15 protein-coding genes are annotated in these 20292 nt (G+C 69.0%); 9 read left to right on the top strand and 6 right to left on the bottom strand.

Going from position 1 to position 20292, the window contains the following annotated elements; all coding sequences use genetic code 11:
* Nucleotides 1-285: 285 nt before the first annotated feature.
* A complete protein-coding gene (locus tag HNP55_RS22645; protein WP_184304482.1) occupies nt 286-756 on the bottom strand; it encodes an Lrp/AsnC ligand binding domain-containing protein in 471 nt (156 codons plus the stop codon).
* A 158-nt stretch (nt 757-914) separates the two neighbouring features.
* On the opposite strand from HNP55_RS22645, the gene HNP55_RS22640 reads away from it, so the two are divergent.
* Nucleotides 915-4526, top strand: a complete 3612-nt coding sequence (locus tag HNP55_RS22640; protein ID WP_184304480.1) for an L-glutamate gamma-semialdehyde dehydrogenase — start codon at nt 915-917, stop codon at nt 4524-4526.
* A gap of 108 nt (nt 4527-4634) precedes the next feature.
* A complete protein-coding gene (locus HNP55_RS22635; RefSeq protein WP_184304478.1) occupies nt 4635-5159 on the top strand; it encodes a hypothetical protein in 525 nt (174 codons plus the stop codon).
* A 59-nt stretch (nt 5160-5218) separates the two neighbouring features.
* Here the strand turns inward: HNP55_RS22635 and HNP55_RS22630 are convergent, their stop codons facing one another.
* The 3 genes from HNP55_RS22630 to HNP55_RS22620 all read right to left on the bottom strand — a co-directional run bounded on the left by HNP55_RS22630 (nt 5219) and on the right by HNP55_RS22620 (nt 10538).
* Complete coding sequence (locus HNP55_RS22630) at nt 5219-8590, bottom strand: ABC transporter permease (protein ID WP_184304476.1); 3372 nt, start codon at nt 8588-8590, stop codon at nt 5219-5221.
* Entirely contained in the window at nt 8587-9468 is an 882-nt protein-coding gene (locus HNP55_RS22625) for an ABC transporter ATP-binding protein (RefSeq protein ID WP_184304474.1), read from the bottom strand. The genes HNP55_RS22630 and HNP55_RS22625 overlap by 4 nt, the downstream gene beginning before the upstream one ends.
* Before the next feature lie 95 nt (nt 9469-9563).
* Nucleotides 9564-10538: a helix-turn-helix transcriptional regulator gene (locus HNP55_RS22620; RefSeq protein WP_184304472.1), complete on the bottom strand. Its 975-nt coding sequence runs from the start codon at nt 10536-10538 to the stop codon at nt 9564-9566.
* 138 nt (nt 10539-10676) lie between these two features.
* Here HNP55_RS22620 and HNP55_RS22615 point away from each other — a divergent pair, with 138 nt between their 5' ends.
* Nucleotides 10677-12809, top strand: coding sequence for a TonB-dependent receptor (locus HNP55_RS22615; RefSeq protein ID WP_184304470.1), 2133 nt, complete (start codon nt 10677-10679; stop codon nt 12807-12809).
* A 64-nt stretch (nt 12810-12873) separates the two neighbouring features.
* On the opposite strand, the gene HNP55_RS22610 is transcribed toward HNP55_RS22615, so the two are convergent.
* Nucleotides 12874-13221 carry a hypothetical protein gene (locus HNP55_RS22610; RefSeq protein WP_184304469.1) on the bottom strand — a complete coding sequence of 116 codons (348 nt, stop codon included), beginning with the start codon at nt 13219-13221 and terminating at the stop codon, nt 12874-12876.
* 185 nt (nt 13222-13406) lie between these two features.
* Between HNP55_RS22610 and HNP55_RS22605 the strand changes: the two genes are divergently transcribed.
* From HNP55_RS22605 to HNP55_RS22580, 6 genes are all read left to right on the top strand, one after another.
* Complete coding sequence (locus tag HNP55_RS22605; protein WP_221439747.1) at nt 13407-14876, top strand: PLP-dependent aminotransferase family protein; 1470 nt, start codon at nt 13407-13409, stop codon at nt 14874-14876.
* 218 nt (nt 14877-15094) lie between these two features.
* Nucleotides 15095-15670 (top strand): YSC84-related protein, encoded by a 576-nt coding sequence (locus tag HNP55_RS22600; protein WP_184304467.1) that lies wholly within the window; start codon nt 15095-15097, stop codon nt 15668-15670.
* A gap of 73 nt (nt 15671-15743) precedes the next feature.
* The gene (locus tag HNP55_RS22595; protein WP_184304465.1) at nt 15744-17279 is read left to right on the top strand and encodes an alpha/beta hydrolase; all 1536 of its coding nucleotides are present in this window, start codon (nt 15744-15746) and stop codon (nt 17277-17279) included.
* 57 nt (nt 17280-17336) lie between these two features.
* The gene (gene proC / locus HNP55_RS22590) at nt 17337-18152 is read left to right on the top strand and encodes a pyrroline-5-carboxylate reductase (protein ID WP_184304463.1); all 816 of its coding nucleotides are present in this window, start codon (nt 17337-17339) and stop codon (nt 18150-18152) included.
* Between the two features lie 13 nt (nt 18153-18165).
* Nucleotides 18166-18744 carry a chorismate--pyruvate lyase family protein gene (locus tag HNP55_RS24910; RefSeq protein WP_409993769.1) on the top strand — a complete coding sequence of 193 codons (579 nt, stop codon included), beginning with the start codon at nt 18166-18168 and terminating at the stop codon, nt 18742-18744.
* Nucleotides 18745-18781: 37 nt separating this feature from the next.
* A complete protein-coding gene (locus HNP55_RS22580; protein ID WP_184304459.1) occupies nt 18782-19318 on the top strand; it encodes a hypothetical protein in 537 nt (178 codons plus the stop codon).
* Between the two features lie 54 nt (nt 19319-19372).
* On the opposite strand, the gene ubiA is transcribed toward HNP55_RS22580, so the two are convergent.
* Complete coding sequence (gene ubiA / locus HNP55_RS22575; protein WP_184304457.1) at nt 19373-20284, bottom strand: 4-hydroxybenzoate octaprenyltransferase; 912 nt, start codon at nt 20282-20284, stop codon at nt 19373-19375.
* Nucleotides 20285-20292: the final 8 nt, after the last annotated feature.

The following is a 20292-nucleotide window of genomic DNA, read 5'->3' as shown; positions in this document are numbered from 1 at the left end:
CCCATTGGCATCGCTGATCGACGCAAGTCATTGATTCTTAAGGTGTACTCGATTCCGCTTGAACTGGAATGTTGTCGATTCGATGATTTTGGCCGCGTCCGGGAAGGGCGCGCGATCCGCCATAACGAGCTCTTCGGCGCCCCTCGAGAAAGATATTCCCATAGGGAACAGAGGCTGTTTTTGTGGGGCGGCCAGACGAGACCTAATGTCCTATTGAGTCAGACACGCCGCGATGTCATAGACGCGGCATCAATGTCACGAATCAACCGGGGCGGTTTGTTACCCTCAAAACGCCAACGCATTCGTACTCTTCACCTCTTCCATCACCGCGTACGTTCTTGTCTCCCGCACGCCCGGCAGGGTCCAGATCACGCTGCCGATGAATTCGCGGTAGGCGCTCATATCGGAGACGCGGGTCTTGAGCAGATAGTCAAAACCGCCCGCCACCAGATGGCATTCGAGGATCTCGGGCCGGGTCTGCACGGCGGCCTTGAAGTTGTCCATCACGTCTTGTACCGTGCGGTCCAGCAGGATTTCGATGAAAACCAGCATGGCCGCGCCCAGTTTCTCGGGGTTGAGCCGGGCTTCATAACCCAGGATGAAACCCTCGCGCGTCAGGCGCTTGACGCGCTCCAGCACGGCCGTGGGTGAGAGGTGCACGGCCTCGGCCAGCTTGAGATTGGAGATGCGGCCGTCGGCCTGCAACACGCGCAGGATGCGGGCATCGGTCTTGTCGAGGGGGGAATCGGCGGTCATGCCGGATTTTCCACCATCAATAGCCAGATGTTGCGAATTTAATTCATGGCAAAGGCTTTTAAAGTTCCGCCACTCGCTAAAAAGCGCCAACTGCCCCGGCTAAAAACCGTCCGCTGAGCGCACAGCACCCTCCTAACCGTCCATCCAGACCGCCCATCATGAGCACATTCGCCCTCTTGCCCGAAGCCGCCCGCCTGCCCAGCCCCTATCGCGACGAGCAGGCGGTGGTGAATGCCCTGGTGCAGTCCCTGGGCGAGCGCCTGGACTGGCCCGCCGTCATCCAGCTGGCCGGCCCCTGGGTGCAGCAGGTGCGGGCCAACCCCGCGCCCTTCTGGGCCATGGAGTCGCTGCTGCGCGAATATCCGATTACCAGCTCGGAAGGCCTGGCCCTGATGCGCCTGGCCGAGGCCTTGCTGCGGGTGCCGGACGCGCCCACCGCCATCGCCCTGACGGCCGACCAGTTGGGCCGCGGCCAGTTTGACGGCGGCTCGGAGGGCCCGCACAAGATGCTGGCCAGCTTGTCGGCCTCGGCCATCTCGTTGTCCAAGAAGTTTCTGCCCGATGCCGAGGGCCAGGGTGGCCTGATGACTCGCCTGGGCGCGCAGACCGTGGTGGCCGCCACGGTGCGCGCCATCCAGCTGCTGGGCCGCCAGTTCGTGCTGGGCCGCAATATCCAGGAGGCCATGGGCGAGGCGGCGGATGCGCGCAAGGTCCAGCCCATGCTGCGTTTCTCCTACGACATGCTGGGCGAGGGCGCTCGCACCGAGCTGGACGCCGAGCGCTACCAGGCCGCTTATGTGGGCGCCATCAAGGCCATCGCCGCCCAGGCCAAGGCCGATTCACCCGAGGGTGCCGACGGCATTTCCATCAAGCTCAGCGCCCTGTTCTCGCGCTACGAGGTCTTGCAGCGCGAACGCGTGTTCGCCGAGTTGCTGCCGCGCGTGTGGCAGCTGATCGAGCTGGCCGCTAGCGCCAATATCAATCTGACCATCGATGCCGAGGAGGTGGACCGCCTGGAGCTCTCGCTCGATGTGCTGGATGCCCTGGCCGCTCGCATTGCCGGCAGCTATCCGCAGTGGCGCGGCTTCGGCCTGGCCGTGCAGGCTTATCAGACCCGCGCCTTGCCGGTCATCCACGAGGTCGCCGCCATCGCCAAAAAGCACGGCCTGCGCTTCATGGTGCGCCTGGTCAAGGGTGCTTACTGGGACGGCGAGATCAAGCGCGCCCAGGAGCTGGGCCTGAACGCCTACCCGGTGTTCACCCACAAGCAGCACACCGATGTGTCCTATCTGGCCTGCGCCCAGGCCTTGATTGAGCACGCCGATGTGATCTACCCGCAGTTCGCCAGCCACAACGCCGGCACCATCGCCGCCATCGTGCAGATGGCCCGCAAGGCCGGCGCCAAGTTCGAGATGCAGCGCCTGCACGGCATGGGCGAGGGCGTCTACCGCGAGGTCTTGAAGGACGGCACGATTCCCTGCCGCGTCTACGCTCCGGTGGGCGAGCACCGCGACCTGCTGGCCTATCTGGTGCGCCGCCTGCTGGAGAACGGCGCCAATTCCTCCTTCGTCCATCAACTGGCCGATGTGAATGTGCAGGTGCCCGAGCTGCTGGGCTCGCCGCTGGCGCAGGTGCAGGCCCAGGGCGCGCTGCCGCTGCCGCCGGCTCTGTATCTGGACCGCCTGGGCTTCGGCCGCCGCAATTCCAGCGGCGCCGATCTGACCGATATCGCCCAACGCCAGCCCCTGCTGCAGGCCCTGGACGAGGTGCGCTTGGATGCCGTCGCCGAGGCCAGGCCGGAGGCCGTGGAGGCCGCCATGGCCCGTCTGCAAGCCGGCTTTGGCGGCTGGAACAGCCGGCCGGTGGCCGAGCGCGCCGCCATCCTGCGCCGCGCCGCCGATGCGCTGGACGCCCGCCTGCCCGAGTTCTGCGCCCTGCTGGTGAAGGAGGCCTTCAAGACCCAGGGCGATTGCGTGGCCGAGGTGCGCGAGGCCGTGGACTTCCTGCGTTACTACGCCGATCAAGCCGAGAGCGATGCCCCACGCATGCAAGGCCGTGGCGTCTTCGTCTGCATCAGCCCCTGGAACTTCCCCCTGGCCATCTTTGCCGGCCAGGTGGTGGCGGCCCTGGTGGCGGGCAATACCGTGGCGGCCAAGCCGGCCGAGCAGACGCCTTTTGTGGCCCAGCAATTTGTTGAGCTGCTGATCGAGGCCGGCCTGCCGCGCGATGCCCTGGTGCTGCTGCACGGCGCGGGCGAGACCGTCGGCGCCGGCCTGGTGGCCGATGCCCGCACGGCCGGTGTCTGCTTCACCGGCTCCACCCAGGTGGCGCAAATCATCAACCGCAAGCTGGCGGCCAAGGACGGCCCCGTCGTGCCCCTGATCGCCGAGACCGGCGGCCTGAACGCCATGGTGGTGGACTCCACCGCCCTGCCCGAGCAGGTGGTGGACGCCGTCGTGCAGTCGGCCTTCCGCTCGGCCGGCCAGCGCTGCTCGGCTCTGCGCCTGCTGTGCGTGCACGAGAGCATTGCCGAGGGCGTGATCGAGATGCTGCGCGGCGCCCTGCAGGAGCTGTGGGTGGGCCAGCCGGCCGAGCTGGCCACCGATGTGGGCCCGGTCATCGACGAGGAGGCTTTCGACAATATCCAGCAGAACGTGGCCCGCCTCAAGCGTGAGGCCAAGCTGATCGCCGAGTCCAAGGTGCATGAGCCCATGCCCCGCTTGGTGCAGCCGGTGGCCTTCGAGATCCCGCGCATCGATGTGCTGCGCCAGGAGATCTTCGGCCCGGTGCTGCACGTGCTGCGCTGGGGCGGCGATGTGGACGCCGTGCTGGAGCAGATCAATGCTCTGGGCTATGGCCTGACGCTGGGCATACAGACCCGCATCGACAGCCGCGCCCTGCGCCTGGCCGACAAGGCCCGCATCGGTAACGTCTACGTCAACCGCAATGTGATCGGTGCCGTCGTCGGCGTGCAACCCTTTGGCGGCGAAGGCATGTCGGGCACCGGCCCCAAGGCCGGCGGCCCCAACTATCTGTATCGCTTCTGCGCCTTGCCCGATGCGGCCCCGGCCTTGGGGCAGGCCGGCCTCAGCGCGCCGGCCAGCCCGGCGCCCGCGGCCAGCTTTGATCTGGCCGGCTTGCAGGCCGCGCAGCAGGCTTGGGGTAATACCGCCCTGTCCGAACGCGTGGCCCTGCTGCGCCGCGCCTTTGACGGCCACGCCAGCTCGGCCCAGCTCTCGGCCCGCCTGAGCCTGAGCCAGCTGCGCCTCAGCGAGCAAAGCCTGCCCGGCCCCACCGGCGAAAGCAATGAGCTGCGCCTGCATGGCCGCGGCGTGCTGGCCCTGCTGGCCCAAGGCGCCAGCGAGGAAGCCCTGGCCCTGGCCTTGTGCGCCACCCTGGCCTCGGGCAACAGCCTGGCCCTGCTGGCCCAGGGCCCGGCCCTGACCCTGGCGCAGACCCTGCAACAGCGCCTGCGCCAGGCCGGCCTGCCGATGGGTTTGCTGCAGATCCAGCAAGGAGGCCGCGAGGCCTTGGCCGGCCTGCTGGCCGACGAGCGTCTGGCCGGCGTCGTGCTGGCCGCGCAGGATGTGGCCACCGAGCGCGAGCTGTGGCGCCAGATGGCGGCCGAGCAGGGCGCCATCCGCCCCCTGATCAGCGCCGCCGAAGTGGCCCAGGCCAGCCAGCAATACCGCTTCAGCGCCGAGCAGACCCTGACCATCAACACGGCGGCGGCGGGCGGCAACGCGGCCTTGCTGGCGGGCATGCACTGAGGGCGCAAGACCTGGCGTGTCGGCACGCCAGGCTGAGGCAGAATGCCGCAGAGCTAACTTTCAAACCAGGCGGCACCGATACCGGTGCCGCCGGTCTCTTTTCCGCTTATGCCCTGTCTCATCGCTGATTCATGCCGCCGGCCCACCCGCCTCCTGCTGCCCTTGCTGCTGGCCGGCGGCTTGCTGAGCCCCTCCGCCCAGGCCGGCGAATGGGTGGCCAGCCTGGGTTATGGCCAATGGTTCAATATCAAGGGCCTGGAATGGCAGCTGGGCTACCGCTTCAAAAGCGATCAGCTTGGCTTCAATCTGATGCCGCTCAGCGGCATCCTGCATGACCGCGACTCCGCATTCGGCAGTCTGCTGCGGGTGAACGACAGCAGCCCGAATGCCTGCCAGAGCGGCTCAAGCGCCCAGAGCCGCAGCAATTACTGCGCCGACTGGACCGATGACTACGCCGTTTTGGCCTCGGCCGACTGGAGCTTCAAGTCCGGCATGAGCCTGGGTGCGGGCGCGCGTTTGTCTCGCCATTCCACCCTCTTCGCCACGGCCCGCTTCAGCCTCAGCAAGGAGTTAGCGCTGCAGGTCAACGGGGCCGCCAACTACTTTGCCCTGGGACTGAGCCTGGGCTTTTAAGCGTGGCTAACAAGGCCACGCCTGGGGGCGTGGTCTTGCTGGCCGGGCTGTGTTGACGCTCAGTTGTCCTGCGGCGAGCGCTCCAGCGCTGGCAGGGCCGACAGCAGCAGGCCCTGCGGGTCGGGCGTGCCCCCCCTGGCCAGGGGGCTGATGCGCAGGCGGCCGCCGGCCTGGGCCTGCAGCTGCAGCAGGTCTGCGGCTTGGCCGGCCGGGTCGGCCAGCCAGGCGCCTTGCCGCCAGCGCCACAGCCGGCTGCGCTGCGCGGGTTCGGCATCGGCCATCACATCCACCGCCAGCGGCGGGCCCAGCAGCAGGGCTACCTCGGCGTCCGGGTAGGCGCTCAGCAAGGCCGCGCGCAAGGACTGCGTGCTGCGCAGGGCGCTGGCCAAGGCCTGTAGCTCGGCGGGGCTGCGCTGGGCCGCCCAGGCCAGCCAGGCCGCCGGCAGATGATCGCGCGCCCAGCCCGCGTGCAGCGCCCGCTCGGCCGGGCCGACGGGCGTGCTGCTGGCCGACAAGCTCAGCATGCTCAGATCGGCCTGGCGCTGCAGCAGGCGGGAGAGCGCAGGCAGACCGTCGCTGTCGCCCACGCACAGCAGGGCGATGGCCCCGGCCAGGCCCTCCTGGATCGCAGCGGCGCTGGCGGCGCTGCGCAGGTCGGCGCCGCTCACCAGCGCGTCGGCGGCCAGGGTGGTGGCGATGGTGGCGCGACGCAGCAGCCGGCCCATGCCTTGCTCGGCCACATCCCAGTGCGGCAGTTCGGGCAGCAGTAGCTGACCCTGCGGGCTGAGGGCCGGCTCACCCAGGCCGCGCGGCAGCTGCACCAATTGATTCACGGCCCGCGCGCCGCCCAGGCGTGCCGCCACGCATTGCTGCATGGCCTGCACATCCTCGGCCAGCGCCGTGGCCATGCCGGCGCGGCTGGCGTCGTGGCTGAGGCTCAGCCCGGCCACCTGGGTGGTCTGGGCTTGCGGGGCCCAGACGGCCGCAAAGTCCAGCGCCCCGTGGCCGCTGCCCTGCTGCAGCGGCGCGGCTGTGCCGGCTTGGGTGATGAGCCACTGCCAGTCGCCGGCCGGCGCGATGCCCAGCGCGCTGCGGCTGTGGCCCACCGGCAGCGTGGGGACGGCGGCGGGCAGGCCTTGCGCGCTGCGCGCGCTGGCCGCGAGCAGCTGGCGCTGCGGATCCAGCCCCAGGCTGGGGGCGGCGTCGCGGGCGCGCGCCCACAGGCCTTGCGGACCCAGCCAGCGGGCCTCGCCCGGGGCCGACCAGCCCAGCGTGTCGAGCCGCCAGCGCAGCCGCAACGTGCAGCCGGCGGGAACGCAGGGCGGTATCGGCAGGCTGGCCAGTGAGGCCTCGATCTGCACCGGCAGGGCGCGCCCGTCCAGCTCCGCGCTGAGTTCGCGCAGGCCGGCGGGCAGCTCGGCATGCAGCCAGCCACCCTCGACCTGCAGGCCCTGGATCAGCCATTCACCGCGGGCCTGCTGCCGCGCCGGCTCCAGGCTCAGCGTCAGCCGGCCACCCTGCAGCCGGAAGGGCGCGGCGCGGCCCAGCCAGGCACGCTCCCATTGCGCGCTTTCGGCCTCGGCCTGTGTTGAGGATTGCCAGCCGCCTTGCTCGATCAGCCGCTCGCTCAGGCGTGGGTACAGGGCCAGGGCCGCCAGCAGCAGCGCGGCCAGGCTCAGCCCGACCCCCCGGCTGCGGGCGCGCGCCGCCGTGGCCGCGGCCCGCCAGCCCTCGGCTTGGCCGCGTGGCAGCACCCAGGCCGCCAAGGCCAGCAGGGCCGCGCACAGCAGCAGCTTCCACGCGCCCATCCACACCAACATCTCGCGCCAGGGTTGCCAGCCGGTCAGGGGCGAGAGGTGCAGCTCCACCGGCATGCCGAACTCGGCCGGCGGGAAGGACAGCAGATCCAGCTCATGGTTGAGCACGAAGATGAAGGCGGCCAGCATGGAGGCCGCGTAGGCCGCCCCGGCCGGCCGTATCAAGGCATGCAGCAACACCATGGCCGCCGCCATTTCCAGCAGGGCCGGCAGGATCACCGCCAGCTGGTAGATCAGCGGATCGGCCCAGTTTGAGAGGGCCTGTCCGTCCAGCAGCACCAGCAGGCTGCCGGCCAGGCCCGGCACCAGGGTGAACAGCAGGGTCAGCAAGGCCACGGCCGCCAGCCTGGCCAGCAGGCGCAGGAACTCGGGGGCGGGCGTGGCATCCAGCATCTCGCCAAAGCCGGCCACCTGGTCGCGCCGCATCACCAGGCCGGTGGCGGCGGCGACCACGATGACGATCAGCACAAACATCATCTTGCTCATCAGCGGGGCCAGCAACTCGGCCCGCGGCAGCATGGGGCCGTCCGCATGGTTCAGCGCATGCACCATGCCGCCGCCCAGGGCCACCAGCAGCAGCCCGGCCAGGCTCAGCCACAGAGCACGCCGTGCCAGCAACTGGTGGCATTGCCAGCCCAGCTCGGCGCCGGCCACCCGCCACCAGCGCTGATGGCGCAGCGCCGGTTTGGCGCTGTTGTTGTTGCTGCTGCGGCCGCGTGGTTGCGGTGCCGCCAGCTCGCGCTGCGGGGCGGTGTCCGCGCCGGGCAGCAACTGCTCGCGCCGCAGCCGCCACAGCGCCCAGCCCAGGGCCAGCAGCGGCAGGCCGCACCACAGCAAGCGGTTCAGCAGCAGGGCGGGGCTGAGCGCCAGCAGGGCGCTTGATTTTTCCGCCGGAGTCCAGCGCTTGACCTGGGTCTCGGCCTCGGCAAACAGCGAGGGGTCCAACACGGCGGACCAGAACGGGTCCATGCGCCCGTCCTTCATCACAATCATGCACAGCATCCAGCTGAGCATCAGCAGGGCGGCCATGCCGAAGGGCCCGGCCAGGCTGCGCGTGCGCAGCAGCGCCAGGGTGTAGAGCGCGCCCATGCCCAGGGCCGAGGGCAGGGTGATCACGAGGCTGGCCCAGGCAAAGGCCGCCCAGGGCATGGCGGCGATGGTTTGGGCGGGCACGGCGCCGATCCAGGCCAGCAGGGGCGAGAGCAAAAAGCCCAGCACCTGGGACGAGCCCACCAGCAAGGCCACGCCGCTGGCGCCCAGAAAGCGCCCCAGCATCAGGGCGCGCAGGCTCAGCGGCGCGGCCAGCACCGGCTCCAGCAGCTCGGCGCGTTGCTCGCGCAGCAGCGGCTGGGCATAGATCCAGGCCCAGGCAAAGATCAGGAAGAAGGCGTCGCCCGCCGTCATCAGATAGACCAGGCCGGGCGCATTGCGCGGGATGTCGGCCGCGCCCAGCTCACGCAGGTAGCCGGCATGGCTGAGCACCATCAGGAGGTAGGCGCTCAGGCCCAGCAGGATCAGCAGCACCACGCCGCTGCGTCGGCCGAAGTCCCATTCCACACCGGCCTCGCGCCAGACGGTGGCCCAGCATCCGGGGGCATGCAAGAGGGCCCTCATGTCCGCCCTCCCGGCTGGCGCTGCAGGGCCAGGTGGTAGGCGTCCTCCAGCCGTGGGCTGTGGGCGGTCCAGTCGGGGCCGGGCCGCTGGGCGGCCTCGCGGATCACCCGCGTGCCGGCCGGCGTGGCCCAGGCGTGCAGGCCCTCGGGCACGGGTGTGCCGCGGGGCGCGAGGCAGGCCCAGAGCCGGCCCTCCAGCGCGCTGCAGAGGCCGGCTGGCGTGCCCTCGGCGACGATGCGCCCGCCGGCCAGGATGGCCAGGCGGGTGCACAGGTTCTCGATGTCTTCGACGATGTGGGTGGACAGCAGCACCACGGCATCGGCCGCCACATCGGCCAGCACGCGATGAAAACGCGTGCGCTCGGCCGGGTCCAGGCCGGCGGTGGGCTCGTCGACGATGAGCAAGCGGGGCGCGCCGATCAGGGCCAGCGCAATCCCAAGCCGGCGTAGCATGCCGCCCGAGTAGCTGCTGACGGGCCGCGCCGCCGCCTCGCTGAGGTTGACCCGCTCCAGCAGGGTCTGGACCTCGCGGCGGCGCTCGTGCGCGTCGCTGAAGCCCTTCATCCAGGCAAAGCGCTCCAGCATCTGCAGGCCGCTGGTCTGCGGGTAGGCGCCGATCTGCTGTGGCAGATAGCCCAGGCGCAGGCGCAGGGCCTGGGGGTCGCGCAGCACATCGATGCCGTCCAGCGCGATGCTGCCGCTGTCGGGCGGCTGCAGCGTGGCCAGGGTGCGCATCAGCGTGCTCTTGCCCGCGCCGTTGGGGCCCAGCAGGCCGTAGAGGCCGGGCCCTACATCGAGGTTGATGCCTTGCAGGGCGGCAGGGCCCTTGCCGTAAGTCTTGCTCAGGCCGCGGATATGCAGGCCGGGGGGATGGGTCATGGTGGGTTCCAGAGTCAGCGGGCATGGCCCGATGGCGCTGAACCATAGACATTTCAGCCCGGGCCGCCACCCGAAAAGGGTTGCGGTGGCCCGGATCAGCGCGCCCGCGCGATCTGCGCCGGGTTGACCCCCAGCTGCTTGCGAAAGGCCGCCGCGAAGTGGCTGATATTGGTATAGCCCAGCTCGGAGGCCACGCTGGTGACCGAGCGTTCGCCGCGCCTGAGCATGTGTTGGGCCGCATGCATGCGCTCGATCTGGAACAGCGCGTAGGGGCTGTGGCCGAACAGCAGGCGAAAACCTTTTTTGAGCTTGAGCAGGCTCAGGCCCTGGGTGGCGGCCAGGGCGGCCAGTGTGGGCGCACAAGACAGATCGGCCAGCAACTGGTCGCGGGCCCGGGTCAGCCGGGCGATGTCGCTGGGGCAGAGGGGACTGCCGGCCAGGCTGGGCCGGCGCGACTCCAGGATCAGGCCGACAAACCGCAGGATCTGGCCCTGCAGCCACAGCGGGTGGCGTTGCTGGGGCTGGGCGTGCGCGGGCGTGTCCGGCGTCAGATGGCGGTACAGCTCGGTAGCGGCGACATGCAGGGCGGCGCTGCGATGGCCCAGCGACAGATAGTCGCCGGCGGCCAGCGAACGCGCCAGCTCCATATCGGCCTCGCCGTCCAGCCAGCTCTGCAGCACCGCCGGCTGCACCGCCACCGAGACGCTGCGGAACCTTCCTTGCATGCGGAAGTTGCCCAGCAGATCGGGGGTGAACTGGATGCAGCCCTCCTGCTGATGCACAAACTCCTGACGCCGGCCGCGGGGCAGCCGCACCCGGCATTCGGCGCGCCCCTCCAGCCCGTAGTTGAACTGGATGAAGTCGCGGTCATCGCGCAGGTTCAGCTCCAGCGGTGCGGCCAGCCAGGCCGTCGCCCATAGCAGCTCCACGCCCTCGCCGACCGCGCGCTGCGCCAGGTCCAGCGTCGAGCCGCTGGGCAGGCCCAGCAGCAAGGGATTGGCGGTCAGGGCCGAGGCGCTCAGGAGGGCCTGGGCCGCGGGCGTACTGCGGGTTTTGTTGAGATCGGACATGGGGACGAACTCATCCGGGCCAAGAACGACCGGATTCGGGTAGAGACAAGAATGAGAATCATTATCATTAATTTTATTCAGTCTCCGGACAGACCCACTCGCCAAGGCGGAGCAGGGCTGCCATTTTTGGGATTCTTCATGCTGCATTCCTCGCGTTCCCCGGGCCTGCTGCCCTGCGTCTTGCTCACTCTGGCGTCGGCGCTGGGCGCCGACGCCCTGGCCCAGGCCGATGGTGAAGTCACCCCGCCCACCGCGACCGCCACTCGCCAATTGCCGCCGGTCACGGTGACCGCCCGGCGCACCGAGGAGCGCGCCCGCGATCTGCCCTTCAGCGTCAGCAGCATCGACGCCAGCGAGCTGGAGCAGCGCCATCAGCTGCAGCTGGAGGATGTGTTGCGCGGCCTGCCGGGCGTCGAGGTCAACTCCTTTGGCGGTTTTGGCGACGCCAATGTGCGCATGCGCGGGGTCGGTTCCTTGTTCCAGATAAGTGCCGAGGACCGCTCGGTGCTGATGAGCCTGGACGGCGTCACCTTGTCCGGTCGCAGCGCCAACCTGGCCATGCTGGACGTGGACCGCATCGAGGTCTTGAAGGGTCCGCAGGGCACGCTGCTGGGCAGCAGCAGCCAGGCCGGCGCGCTCAATATCAGCTCGCGCCGCCCGACCCGTCATCTCGAGGGCCATGGCCGCATCGAGTTCGGTCAGCAGGGCCAGCGCCGCATCGAGGCGGCCGTGGGCGGCCCCTTGAGCCCAACGCTGAGCGCCCGCGTCGCCTTGTTCGGCAACCAGCAGGACAGCGATGTGCTCAATCTGCGCAGCGGCCGGCCGCTGACCGAGATTCGCGAGAGCGGCGGGCGTCTGTCGCTGCAATGGCAGGCGGCCGTGCGCAGCAAGCTGTTGTGGATCTCGGAGCGGCAGGACCAGCGCGGCCGCATCGGCATGACCCTGTTGCGCCCCCATGCCTCACCGCCCAGCGTCGACCTCGATCCGGCCGCCAGCCGCGCCACCAACAAGGCCGCCCGTCATTCGCTGGAGCTGCAGCATGAGTTCGCCGGCAGCCGGCTGGTTTGGCTGAGCGCCTATGTGCCGACCGAAGGTGGCAGCGATTCCTGCTACCCCAAGAACCTGTCGCAGGCCGCCTTTGGCACGCCGGTCGAGATCTGCTTGGCCGTTGACACCCGGGCCCGCGCGATGCAGCACGAGCTGCGCCTGGGCTCGCTGGCCGGCGCTCCGCTGTTCTGGAGCGTGGGTTTGCAGAGCGAGGAAATTCGCCGCCATCACGACGACGCCATGCCCATGTCGGGCCATGTCGGGCGGCGCAAGTTCGAGACCGACAGCCACGCCCTCTTTGGCGAGATCAGCCATTCGCTGCGCCCCGGCACCCGGCTCACCGCCGGCCTGCGCCATACCCGTGAGCGCAAGCGTTACGAGGCCAGTTTCAGCAAGACCGGCATGCCCGACAGCCAGGACTTGCGTCATCTGAACGAGGGCTCCAGCACCGGCCGCCTGGCCCTGATGCAGGCGCTGAGCCCGGCGTTGAATGCCTATGCGGTGCTGGCGCGCGGCCACAAGCCGGGCGGTTTTATCGACTACGGCGTCCAGGTGGCGGACGGCGCGGCGCTCAAGCCCGGTCATGTGGACAGCCTGGAGCTGGGTCTCAAGGGCGAGCGGGCCGACCGAAGCCTGAGCGCCACGGCGGCCCTGTTCATCAACCAGGTCCGCGATGACCATTTGCTGGGTTATGACGTGGCCACCTTTGCCGCTCAGGGCCTCAACACCGACACGCGCAGCCAGGGCCTGGAGCTGGAAGCCGCTTGGCGGCCCACGGCCGCCTGGACCGTCAGTGGCGGCCTGGCCTATACCCAGGCCAAGATCCTGAGCGGTCTGACCCATGTGCCGGGCGGTGCCGTCCCGGCCGGCGCTCGGGTGCCGGATGTGCCTCGCTGGAGCGGCCAGCTCAGCCTGGACTATCGCCAGGCGCTGCCGGCCTTGCTGGGGCTGCAGGCGCCGGTGCTGCGGGCCAGGCTGGGCTACCGCTATCTTGGCGAGCGTGCCGGCGATCCGCAAAACCATGGCGAGACCTGCTTGTCCTCGCACCAGCGCCTGGACGCCCGGCTGAGTCTGGAAAACGGCCCGGCCGAGCTCTTTGTGTGGGCCAGCAATCTGAACGGCAAGCGCCAGGAGCTTTATACCTACTACTTCGCCCCAGGCGTCAGCGCGGGCACGGCCGGCTCGGGCCGCCAGCTGGGCCTGGGCGCGAGCTACCAGTTCTGAGCCGGGAGCGCATGCTGGCCCTCGGATGTGTGTCTGGGCCGCGATGGGTCCGGTGCAAGGGCCGTCACGCCAGGTCTGGGCTTTTCAGCCAAGCGCCGAGCCAAGCCCGGGCGCGGGCCCACAGGCCGGCAGGAATCTCGGCCGGCAGCAGGCAGAGCAGGCAGTCCTGACCGGGCGTGTCCAGGCGCAGCCACAGCGTCTCGGGCGCCTGCCAGACCTGGCCGGGCAGCAGCTCGCAGCGGGCCTGCCAGAGGCTGTCGGCCAGGCTCAGGCCGGGCAGCAGGCCGCTGAGGGCCTGGCAGAGCAGGAGGCGGCCGCTGTGGACCTGCAGCAGGCTGCCGGCGGGCAGTTGCAGCAGGCGCTGGGCGCCGCGTGGCAGTTGCAGGAGGAGGGGCGCGTCGTGGGGCGTCATGATGGGTCTGGGCTTCGCTGGCATGCATCGTGGGTTGGGCTCACTGTCGCCGGGTCTGGCCCCGGCGCACAGGCACAGAAGCGTGGCGATTGCTGCGGAGCAGCGGCTTTTTTGCCGCTGTATCGCAGCGCAGAGCGGCCATCTGTAGCGCTGGCCCGCGGGTCGCTGGGCCGACAATCCCGTTCATGACGCTGACCATCGAGGACGCCCGGCTTTACGTTCGCCTGGGCACGCATTACCGCCAGGCCATCCGCCAGGGCACCTTGCCACCGGGCGCGCGCATGCCCTCGGTGCGCGGGCTGATGGCGCTGCATGGCGTCAGCATGTCCACCGCCTTGCAGGCCTGCCGCTGGCTGGAGGGCCAGGGCCTGCTGGAGGCGCGTGCCAGGGCCGGCTACTTCGTCGCCGCGGCTGCGCGGCAGGGCCAGACGCCGCGCTTGCCACCGGCGCACGAGCCCGCCGTGGCGGCGCCAGTGGATGCGGCACGTTATGTCGGCGTGCATCAGAAGGTGTCCTCGGTGCTGGAGCGGGCCTTGCGCGCCCAGGTGCGGGTCAATCTGGCCGGGGCCGTGGCGGCGCCCGATCTGTATCCTTTGGAGCGCCTGCGCCAGGCCAGTCTGCGCGTTCTGCGCCACCATGCCCTGCATCTGGTGACGCCGTCCTTGCCAGGGGGTGAGCCCTCGTTGCGGGCGGCCCTGGCCCGCCATGCTTTGGAGCAACAGCTCCAGCTGCGGGCGGACGAGATCGTCGTCACCCACGGCTGCACCGAGGCCTTGACCCTGGCCCTGCGCGCCGTCACCCAGCCGGGCGATGTGGTGGCGGTGGAGTCGCCCACGTATTACGGCCTGCTGCAGATTCTGGAGAGCTTGTCGCTGCAGGCGCTGGAGATCCCCACCAGCCCGCATACCGGCATCTCCCTGCCCGCCCTGCGCGAGGCGGCCGCGCGCACGCCGGGGCTGAAGGCGGTGGCGGTGATCCCCAATCTGCAGAACCCGCTGGGCGCCATCATGCCCGAGGCGGCCAAGCAGGAGTTGCTGGCCTGGTGCGAGGCCCAGGACCTGGCCTTGATCGAGGATGACAGCTACGCAAGCTTCTACGACGGCCCCGGCACGCTGCGGCCCATCAAGTCCTTTGACCGCAGCGGGCGGGTGATTCTGTGCAGCTCCCTGCACAAGATCCTGGCCCCCGGCATGCGCCTGGGCTGGATGACGGGCGGGCGCTGGCAGCAACGCCTGGAGATGCTCAAGTACAGCCAGTCCCGCCCCAACGAGGCCTTGGCCCAGCTGGCGGTGGCGGACTTTTTCAAGGCCGGCCATATGACCCGCCACCTGCGCGGCATGCGGGCCCGCCTGGCCCAGCAACGCGAGCAGATGGCCGAGGCCCTGGCCCGCCATCTGCCGCGCGAGTCGCGCATGAGCCTGCCCAGCGGCGGCCTGAGCCTGTGGGTGGAGCTGCCCGAAGGCTCATCCTCCGAGGTCTTGTTCGAGGCGGCCTTGGCCCAGGGCATACGCCTGGCACCGGGCGCCATGTTCTCCAACTCCATGCGCTACGACCGCTTTCTGCGCATCAACTGCGGCCTGCCTTTTGACGCCCAGCTGCGCGAGGCGGTGGCTTGCCTGGGGCGCTTGCTGGCGCCCCAACGCGCTCATTTGTAACAAGTGGCTTGGGCGCTGTCCCGAATCGGGGTGACGCCGCTCCGGCGATGGGCCGGCTTTGGCCCGGTCGGTGACGAGCCCCCGCAGGGCTAACGCTCAGTTGCCATGGGTTGCATTCCCGCCCCGTTGGCTTACCGCTCTTCACAAGGGCGCGGACTTTCGCAGTATGGTCAGGCTTGCCCCTGTCCCCTCACTCTGAAGAAGAATTGGAGCCCACCATGCTGCGTAGAAATCTGCTGCTCGCCCCTCTCGCCCTGGGCCTGTCCCTGGCTCTCATGTCTGGCTGCACGACCAATAAGGGTGCGAGCGCCAGCCCGGCCGAACAAAAGGCCGAGATCGAAAAAGGCACGGACGCCACCCTGGCCACGCTGTACGGCAGCGTCAAGGGTTCGCAGGAGCTGGCCGGCAAGGCCCGCGCCATCCTGGTGTTTCCCAAGGTCTATGCCGCCGGCCTGGGCGTGGGCGGCGAGTACGGCGAAGGCGCTTTGCGCGTGGCTGGCCGCACGGTGGACTATTACAAGACCACCGCCGTGTCCTTTGGCTTCCAGGCCGGTGCCCAGTCCAAGGCCTTGGTGCTGATGTTCATGACGCAGAACGCGCTGGATGAGTTCCGCAAGAGCAAGGGCTGGACGGCCGGCGCCGATGCCTCGGTGGCCCTGGTCAAGGTGGGGGCCAACGGCACCATAGACACCAATAGCCTGGACAACGCGGTCAACGCCTTTGCCCTGACCAATGCGGGCTTGATGGCGGCGGCCACCCTCAATGGCAGCAAGATCAGCAAGATCGAATTCTGATTCGGGTCTTGACGCGCCCGTAGCCCGGGCGCGTCCCGCACAATGGCCGCCTCTTCACGAATAAGGGCCGGGCATGACGCTGCTGAATACATTGTTGCGCCGCTTGATGCGCAGCCTGCTGCGTCTGCTCGGTTGGCTTTTGCTGCTGAGCCTGACGCTGCTGGCCGGCTACACCTTGTATGCCGTCACGGCCTTGCCGCCGCTGCAGCCCTGGCATCAGGAGAAGCTGCAGCAGGAGTTCAGCGCCGCCCGGCATGCGGACCTGGACTTCGAGGCTTATCTCCGGCGTGAAACCCTGCTGTTCGAAGAGCTGGCCGCCAAGCAGGCCGAATGGCGAAACGAGCGGGTCGGCAAAAAAGGCCAGGCCCTGGACGCCGCCTGGGTCGACAGCCGCTTCAACCCCAAGAGCCAGCTGATGCGCTTGGTGGATGGCGCGCCCTACAACCGCTCCTTCCGCCTGAGCCCGCCCAAGCCCAAGGGCCAGGCCTTGCTGATTCACGGCTTGACGGACTCACCCTATGTGATGAAGGCCCTGGCCGAAACCTTGCGTGCCCAGGGTCTGGCGGTGACGGTCTTGCGCCTGCCCGGCCACGGCACCTTGCCCTCCATGATGCTGGACATGCGCCTGGCCGACTGGCAGGCTGCGGTGCGCATCGCCGCCCGCGATGTGGCGGGCCGCGCCGGGCCGCAGCAGCCTTTTTATATCGGCGGCTTCTCCACCGGCGGCGCCCTGGCCCTGCTGTACAGCCTGGAGACACTCAAGGACCCGGCCCTGCGCCGCCCCAGCCGCGTGCTGCTGGCCGCGCCCGCTATCAGCCTGCCGCCGGTGGCCGAACTGGCCGAGGTGGTGGATGTGCTCAGCGCCTTGCCGGTGCCGGCTCTGCAGAAAGTGCGCTGGCAGGAGTTGGTGGCCGAGTACGACCCCTATAAATTCAACTCCTTCCCCTTCAACGCCGCCCGCGAGGTCAATCGCGCCACCCAGGCCTTGCAGCGGGAGCTGGCCGCGGCCGAGCGGGCCGGCCGCCTGGCGCAGCTGCCACCGGTGCTGAGCTGGCAGTCGGTGGTCGATGCCACCGTGGGCGCCGAGGGCGTGCTGGACCAGCTCTACGCCCGCTTGCCCGGCTCCCAGCATCGCCTGGTGATGTTTGACCTCAATCGCCAAGCCTATCTGCGCAGCATCTTGCGGCCCGAATCCCAGGCCTTGCTGGACCGCGCCCTGGCCGGCCCGCGCGGCTACACGCTGGACATCATCGGCAACGGCGCCAGCCAGGGCGCCGAGCTGCAGGCGCAGCGCTGGGCGCCGGCCGCCAGCGAGCCCGAATTGCTGGCCGCGCCCAGGTCCGGCCTGGCTTGGCCGCCTTCGCTCGCTTCCCTGGGGCATCTGGCCCTGCTGCTGCCGCCGGACGACCCGGCCTATGGCTTCGAGCCGGGCAGCGGGCGCCATGGCATCCCCAGCATCGGTTCCTGGTTTCTGCGCGGGGAAAGCGGCGCCGTCAGCATCGAGCTGGGCTCGCTGAACCGCCTGCGCAGCAATCCCTTCTGGGCCTGGATCCAGGCCGATGTGGCCGCCACGGTGGCACAGGATCTGGCCGCAGCCCAGCCGCCTTGAGCCCGGCCGGCCAGCGGCCTCGCCTTACACTGAAGTGCAGCTTTTCCTCCCAAATCCATGAGCCACACAAGCATTGCATTCATAGGCGGCGGCAATATGGCCAGCGCCATCGTCGGCGGCCTGCTCCGGGCCGGCCGCGCCCCGCAGCAGATTCTGGTCGTCGAGCCTTTTGACGAGGCCCGTGCCCGCCTCAGCCAGGACTTGGGCGTGCGCGTGTTTGCCCGCCCCGAGGCGGCGCTCGGCGAGGCTGGCCTGGTGGTCTGGGCCGTCAAACCGCAATTCTTTACGGATGCCGCCGCCCCCTGTGCACCCTGGGTCGGCCAGGCCTTGCAGCTCTCGGTGATGGCGGGTATCCGCAGCGATGCGATCGCCCGCCTCAGCGGCACGGAGCGGGTGGTGCGCAGCATGCCCAACACGCCGGCCTTGATCGGCCAGGGCATCACCGGCCTGTTCGGTCGTGCCGCCGTCAGCGAAGCCGACAAGCAATGGGTGGAAGAGGTGCTGGCGCCGACCGGGCGCAGCCTATGGGTGGGCAAGGAGGCCGATCTGGACGCGGTGACCGCCGTCTCGGGCTCCGGCCCGGCCTACTTCTTTTATGTGGTCGAGGCCATGATGGCCGCCGCGGTGGAGATGGGTTTGACGGCCGAGCAAGGTCGCCTGCTGGCCCTGGCCACCTGCTCGGGTGCCGCTGAACTGGCTTTGCAGTCGGTGGAAGATCCCTCCGTGTTGCGGGCCCGTGTCACCTCTAAAGGGGGCACAACCCAGGCCGCCATCAGCAGCCTGGAGGCCGACCAGGTGGCGGCTTCGATGCGTCGCGCGGTGCTGGCCGCGCAGCGGCGCGCGCGCGAACTGGGTGACGAATTCGGCGCCTGAATTTCCTCCGAATATGGGTATTGCGAGTCGAGACACATTGCGCGCCTGGCTGCGCGCGCCGGGCTCTTTGAGCCGCCGCCTGGCCCGCCTGGGCCAGCATTTCGAGGTCCAGATCCTGCGCCAAGGCACCCAGCCTTTGCGTGCGCAGGAGCTCAAGGCCCTGGGTCTGCCGCGCCGCGGCTGTACGTTTGTCCGTGAAGTTATCTTGCGTGTTGATGGGACCCCGCTGGTGTGGGCTCGTTCCTCCTTGCACGCGAGTGCCCTGGCCGGACCCTGGCGCTCGCTCAAGGGTCTGGGCTCCAGGCCGCTGGCGAATCTGCTTTACGCCGACCCCCGGGTCAAGCGCAGCGAACTGCAGCCAAGACGGCTTTCCCGTAACGGCCACACTCGACGGCAGATGAAAAAGCAGTGGCTGCAAGCGACAGGCGTTCCGCCCTCCGCACAGATGTTGTGGTCACGTAATTCGGTATTCAGTCGGGGTGGCGCGGACTTGCGCGTGATGGAGCTTTTCGTGCCTGATTTGGCAGGCATCTCACCCAAATTAGGGGGGGGTAAGCAAAGCGTTAGGACGAGGCCTGGCTCTAAACTGTGAACCACAGGGAGGTTCATCAAGCAGTTTGAGGAATCTCATGAAAACCAGAGACATCGTCATTTTTAGCGGCCAGCAATTTTCTGTGCCGCAGTGCATTCAGCGTATCGACCATCAGTCCACCCATGGCTGGCAACTTCGCTACGGCGGCACCAAGCTGTTCTCTGATCACTCGCAGGACGGTAGCGGCGCAGCGGCAGCGTTGGCGGCAGCCACCAAGGAATTATTGAGTCGAATTGCCAAGTTGCCGGCGCCGTCACGCCTGCAACGTCGGCCCAGCGGTAACAAGGGCAGCAGTCTGCCGGTCGGTATCTCCGGCCCTATCGTGCGCCAGCGCGCCAGCAGCCGGGTACGCGATTGCAGCTTTGCCGTATCGTTGCCGCGTTTCGGAGGTTCGCCGCGCGGCCGCAGCGTCTATATCGGAACCGAAAACACCTACACGGTGGAGAAGTACCAAGCTGCCCTGGCCAAGGCCGTGGAGTTGCGCGAGCAGGCCGAAGAAGCCTACCAGCGTGCCGCCACCAAGGCCAAGCGGGTCGAGGCCAAGAACCTCAAGGCCGCGCTGAAGAACAGCTGAGCGCTAGCGCAGGCCTGTGCTCTCGGCGCGTTGAACTTGCCGCGTGCGGCAAGTTCAACGCATTGCCAGGTCCAGCACCGTGCCGGCGAAAACGGCGAAACCCAGCCAGTGGTTTTCGCGGAAGGCCTTGAAGCAGCCTTCGCGGCTGCGGTCCTTGATCAGGCGGTAATGCCAGAGCACTTGTGCGGCGGCCACGGCCACGCCGGCCAGGAAGATCCAGCCCAGGCCCAGGCGCAGGCCCAGGGCCGCCCAACTGCCCAGATAGATGGCGTAGAAGGCCATCACGCCGGCCACGTCGAAACGCCCCAGCGTCAGCGCCGAGGTCTTGATGCCGATGCGGATGTCGTCGTCGCGATCGACCATGGCGTACTCGGTGTCGTAGGCCAGCACCCAGAACAGATTGGCCAGCAGCAGGGCCCAGGCCGAACGCGGCACCGCCGCCTGGATGGCCGCCAGGCTCCATTCATTGCCGCCCAGCGCGGCCGCAAACGCCATCGGGATGCCGAAGCTGAAGGCCACACCCAGCACCGCCTGCGGCATATTCAGCACCCGCTTGGCATAGGGGTAGAGCAGGGTCACGGCCAGGGCCGCGAAGCTGAGCAGGATGGTGGGGGGATTGCTCGTCAGCACCAGGCCGAACGAGGCCAGGGCCAGCAGCGCGCCCAGCCCCAAGGCTTCCTTGACCGAGACCGCGCCGCTGGTGACGGGGCGATTGGCCGTGCGCTTGACGTGTTTGTCAAAGTCGCGGTCGGCCACATCGTTGACGCAGCAGCCGGCCGAGCGCATCAGCACCGTGCCCAGCGTGAAGACGCTCAGCAAATGCCAGCCCGGCCAGCCGTCGGCGGCGATCCACAGGGCCGACAGCGTGGGCCACAAGAGCAGCAGCCAGCCGGCCGGGCGGTCCCAGCGTATCAGCTGGAGGTAGAGCTGCAGGCGGGAGGGGGTGGGCGAGGCGATGGAACTCATGGCGCCGA

It is taken from the genome of Roseateles oligotrophus (genome assembly GCF_014204525.1).
Taxonomy (GTDB): Bacteria; Pseudomonadota; Gammaproteobacteria; order Burkholderiales; family Burkholderiaceae_C; genus Paucibacter_A; species Paucibacter_A oligotrophus_A.
Note: the sequence above shows the minus strand (reverse complement) of the source record. Positions and strands in the feature narration are given on the sequence as shown.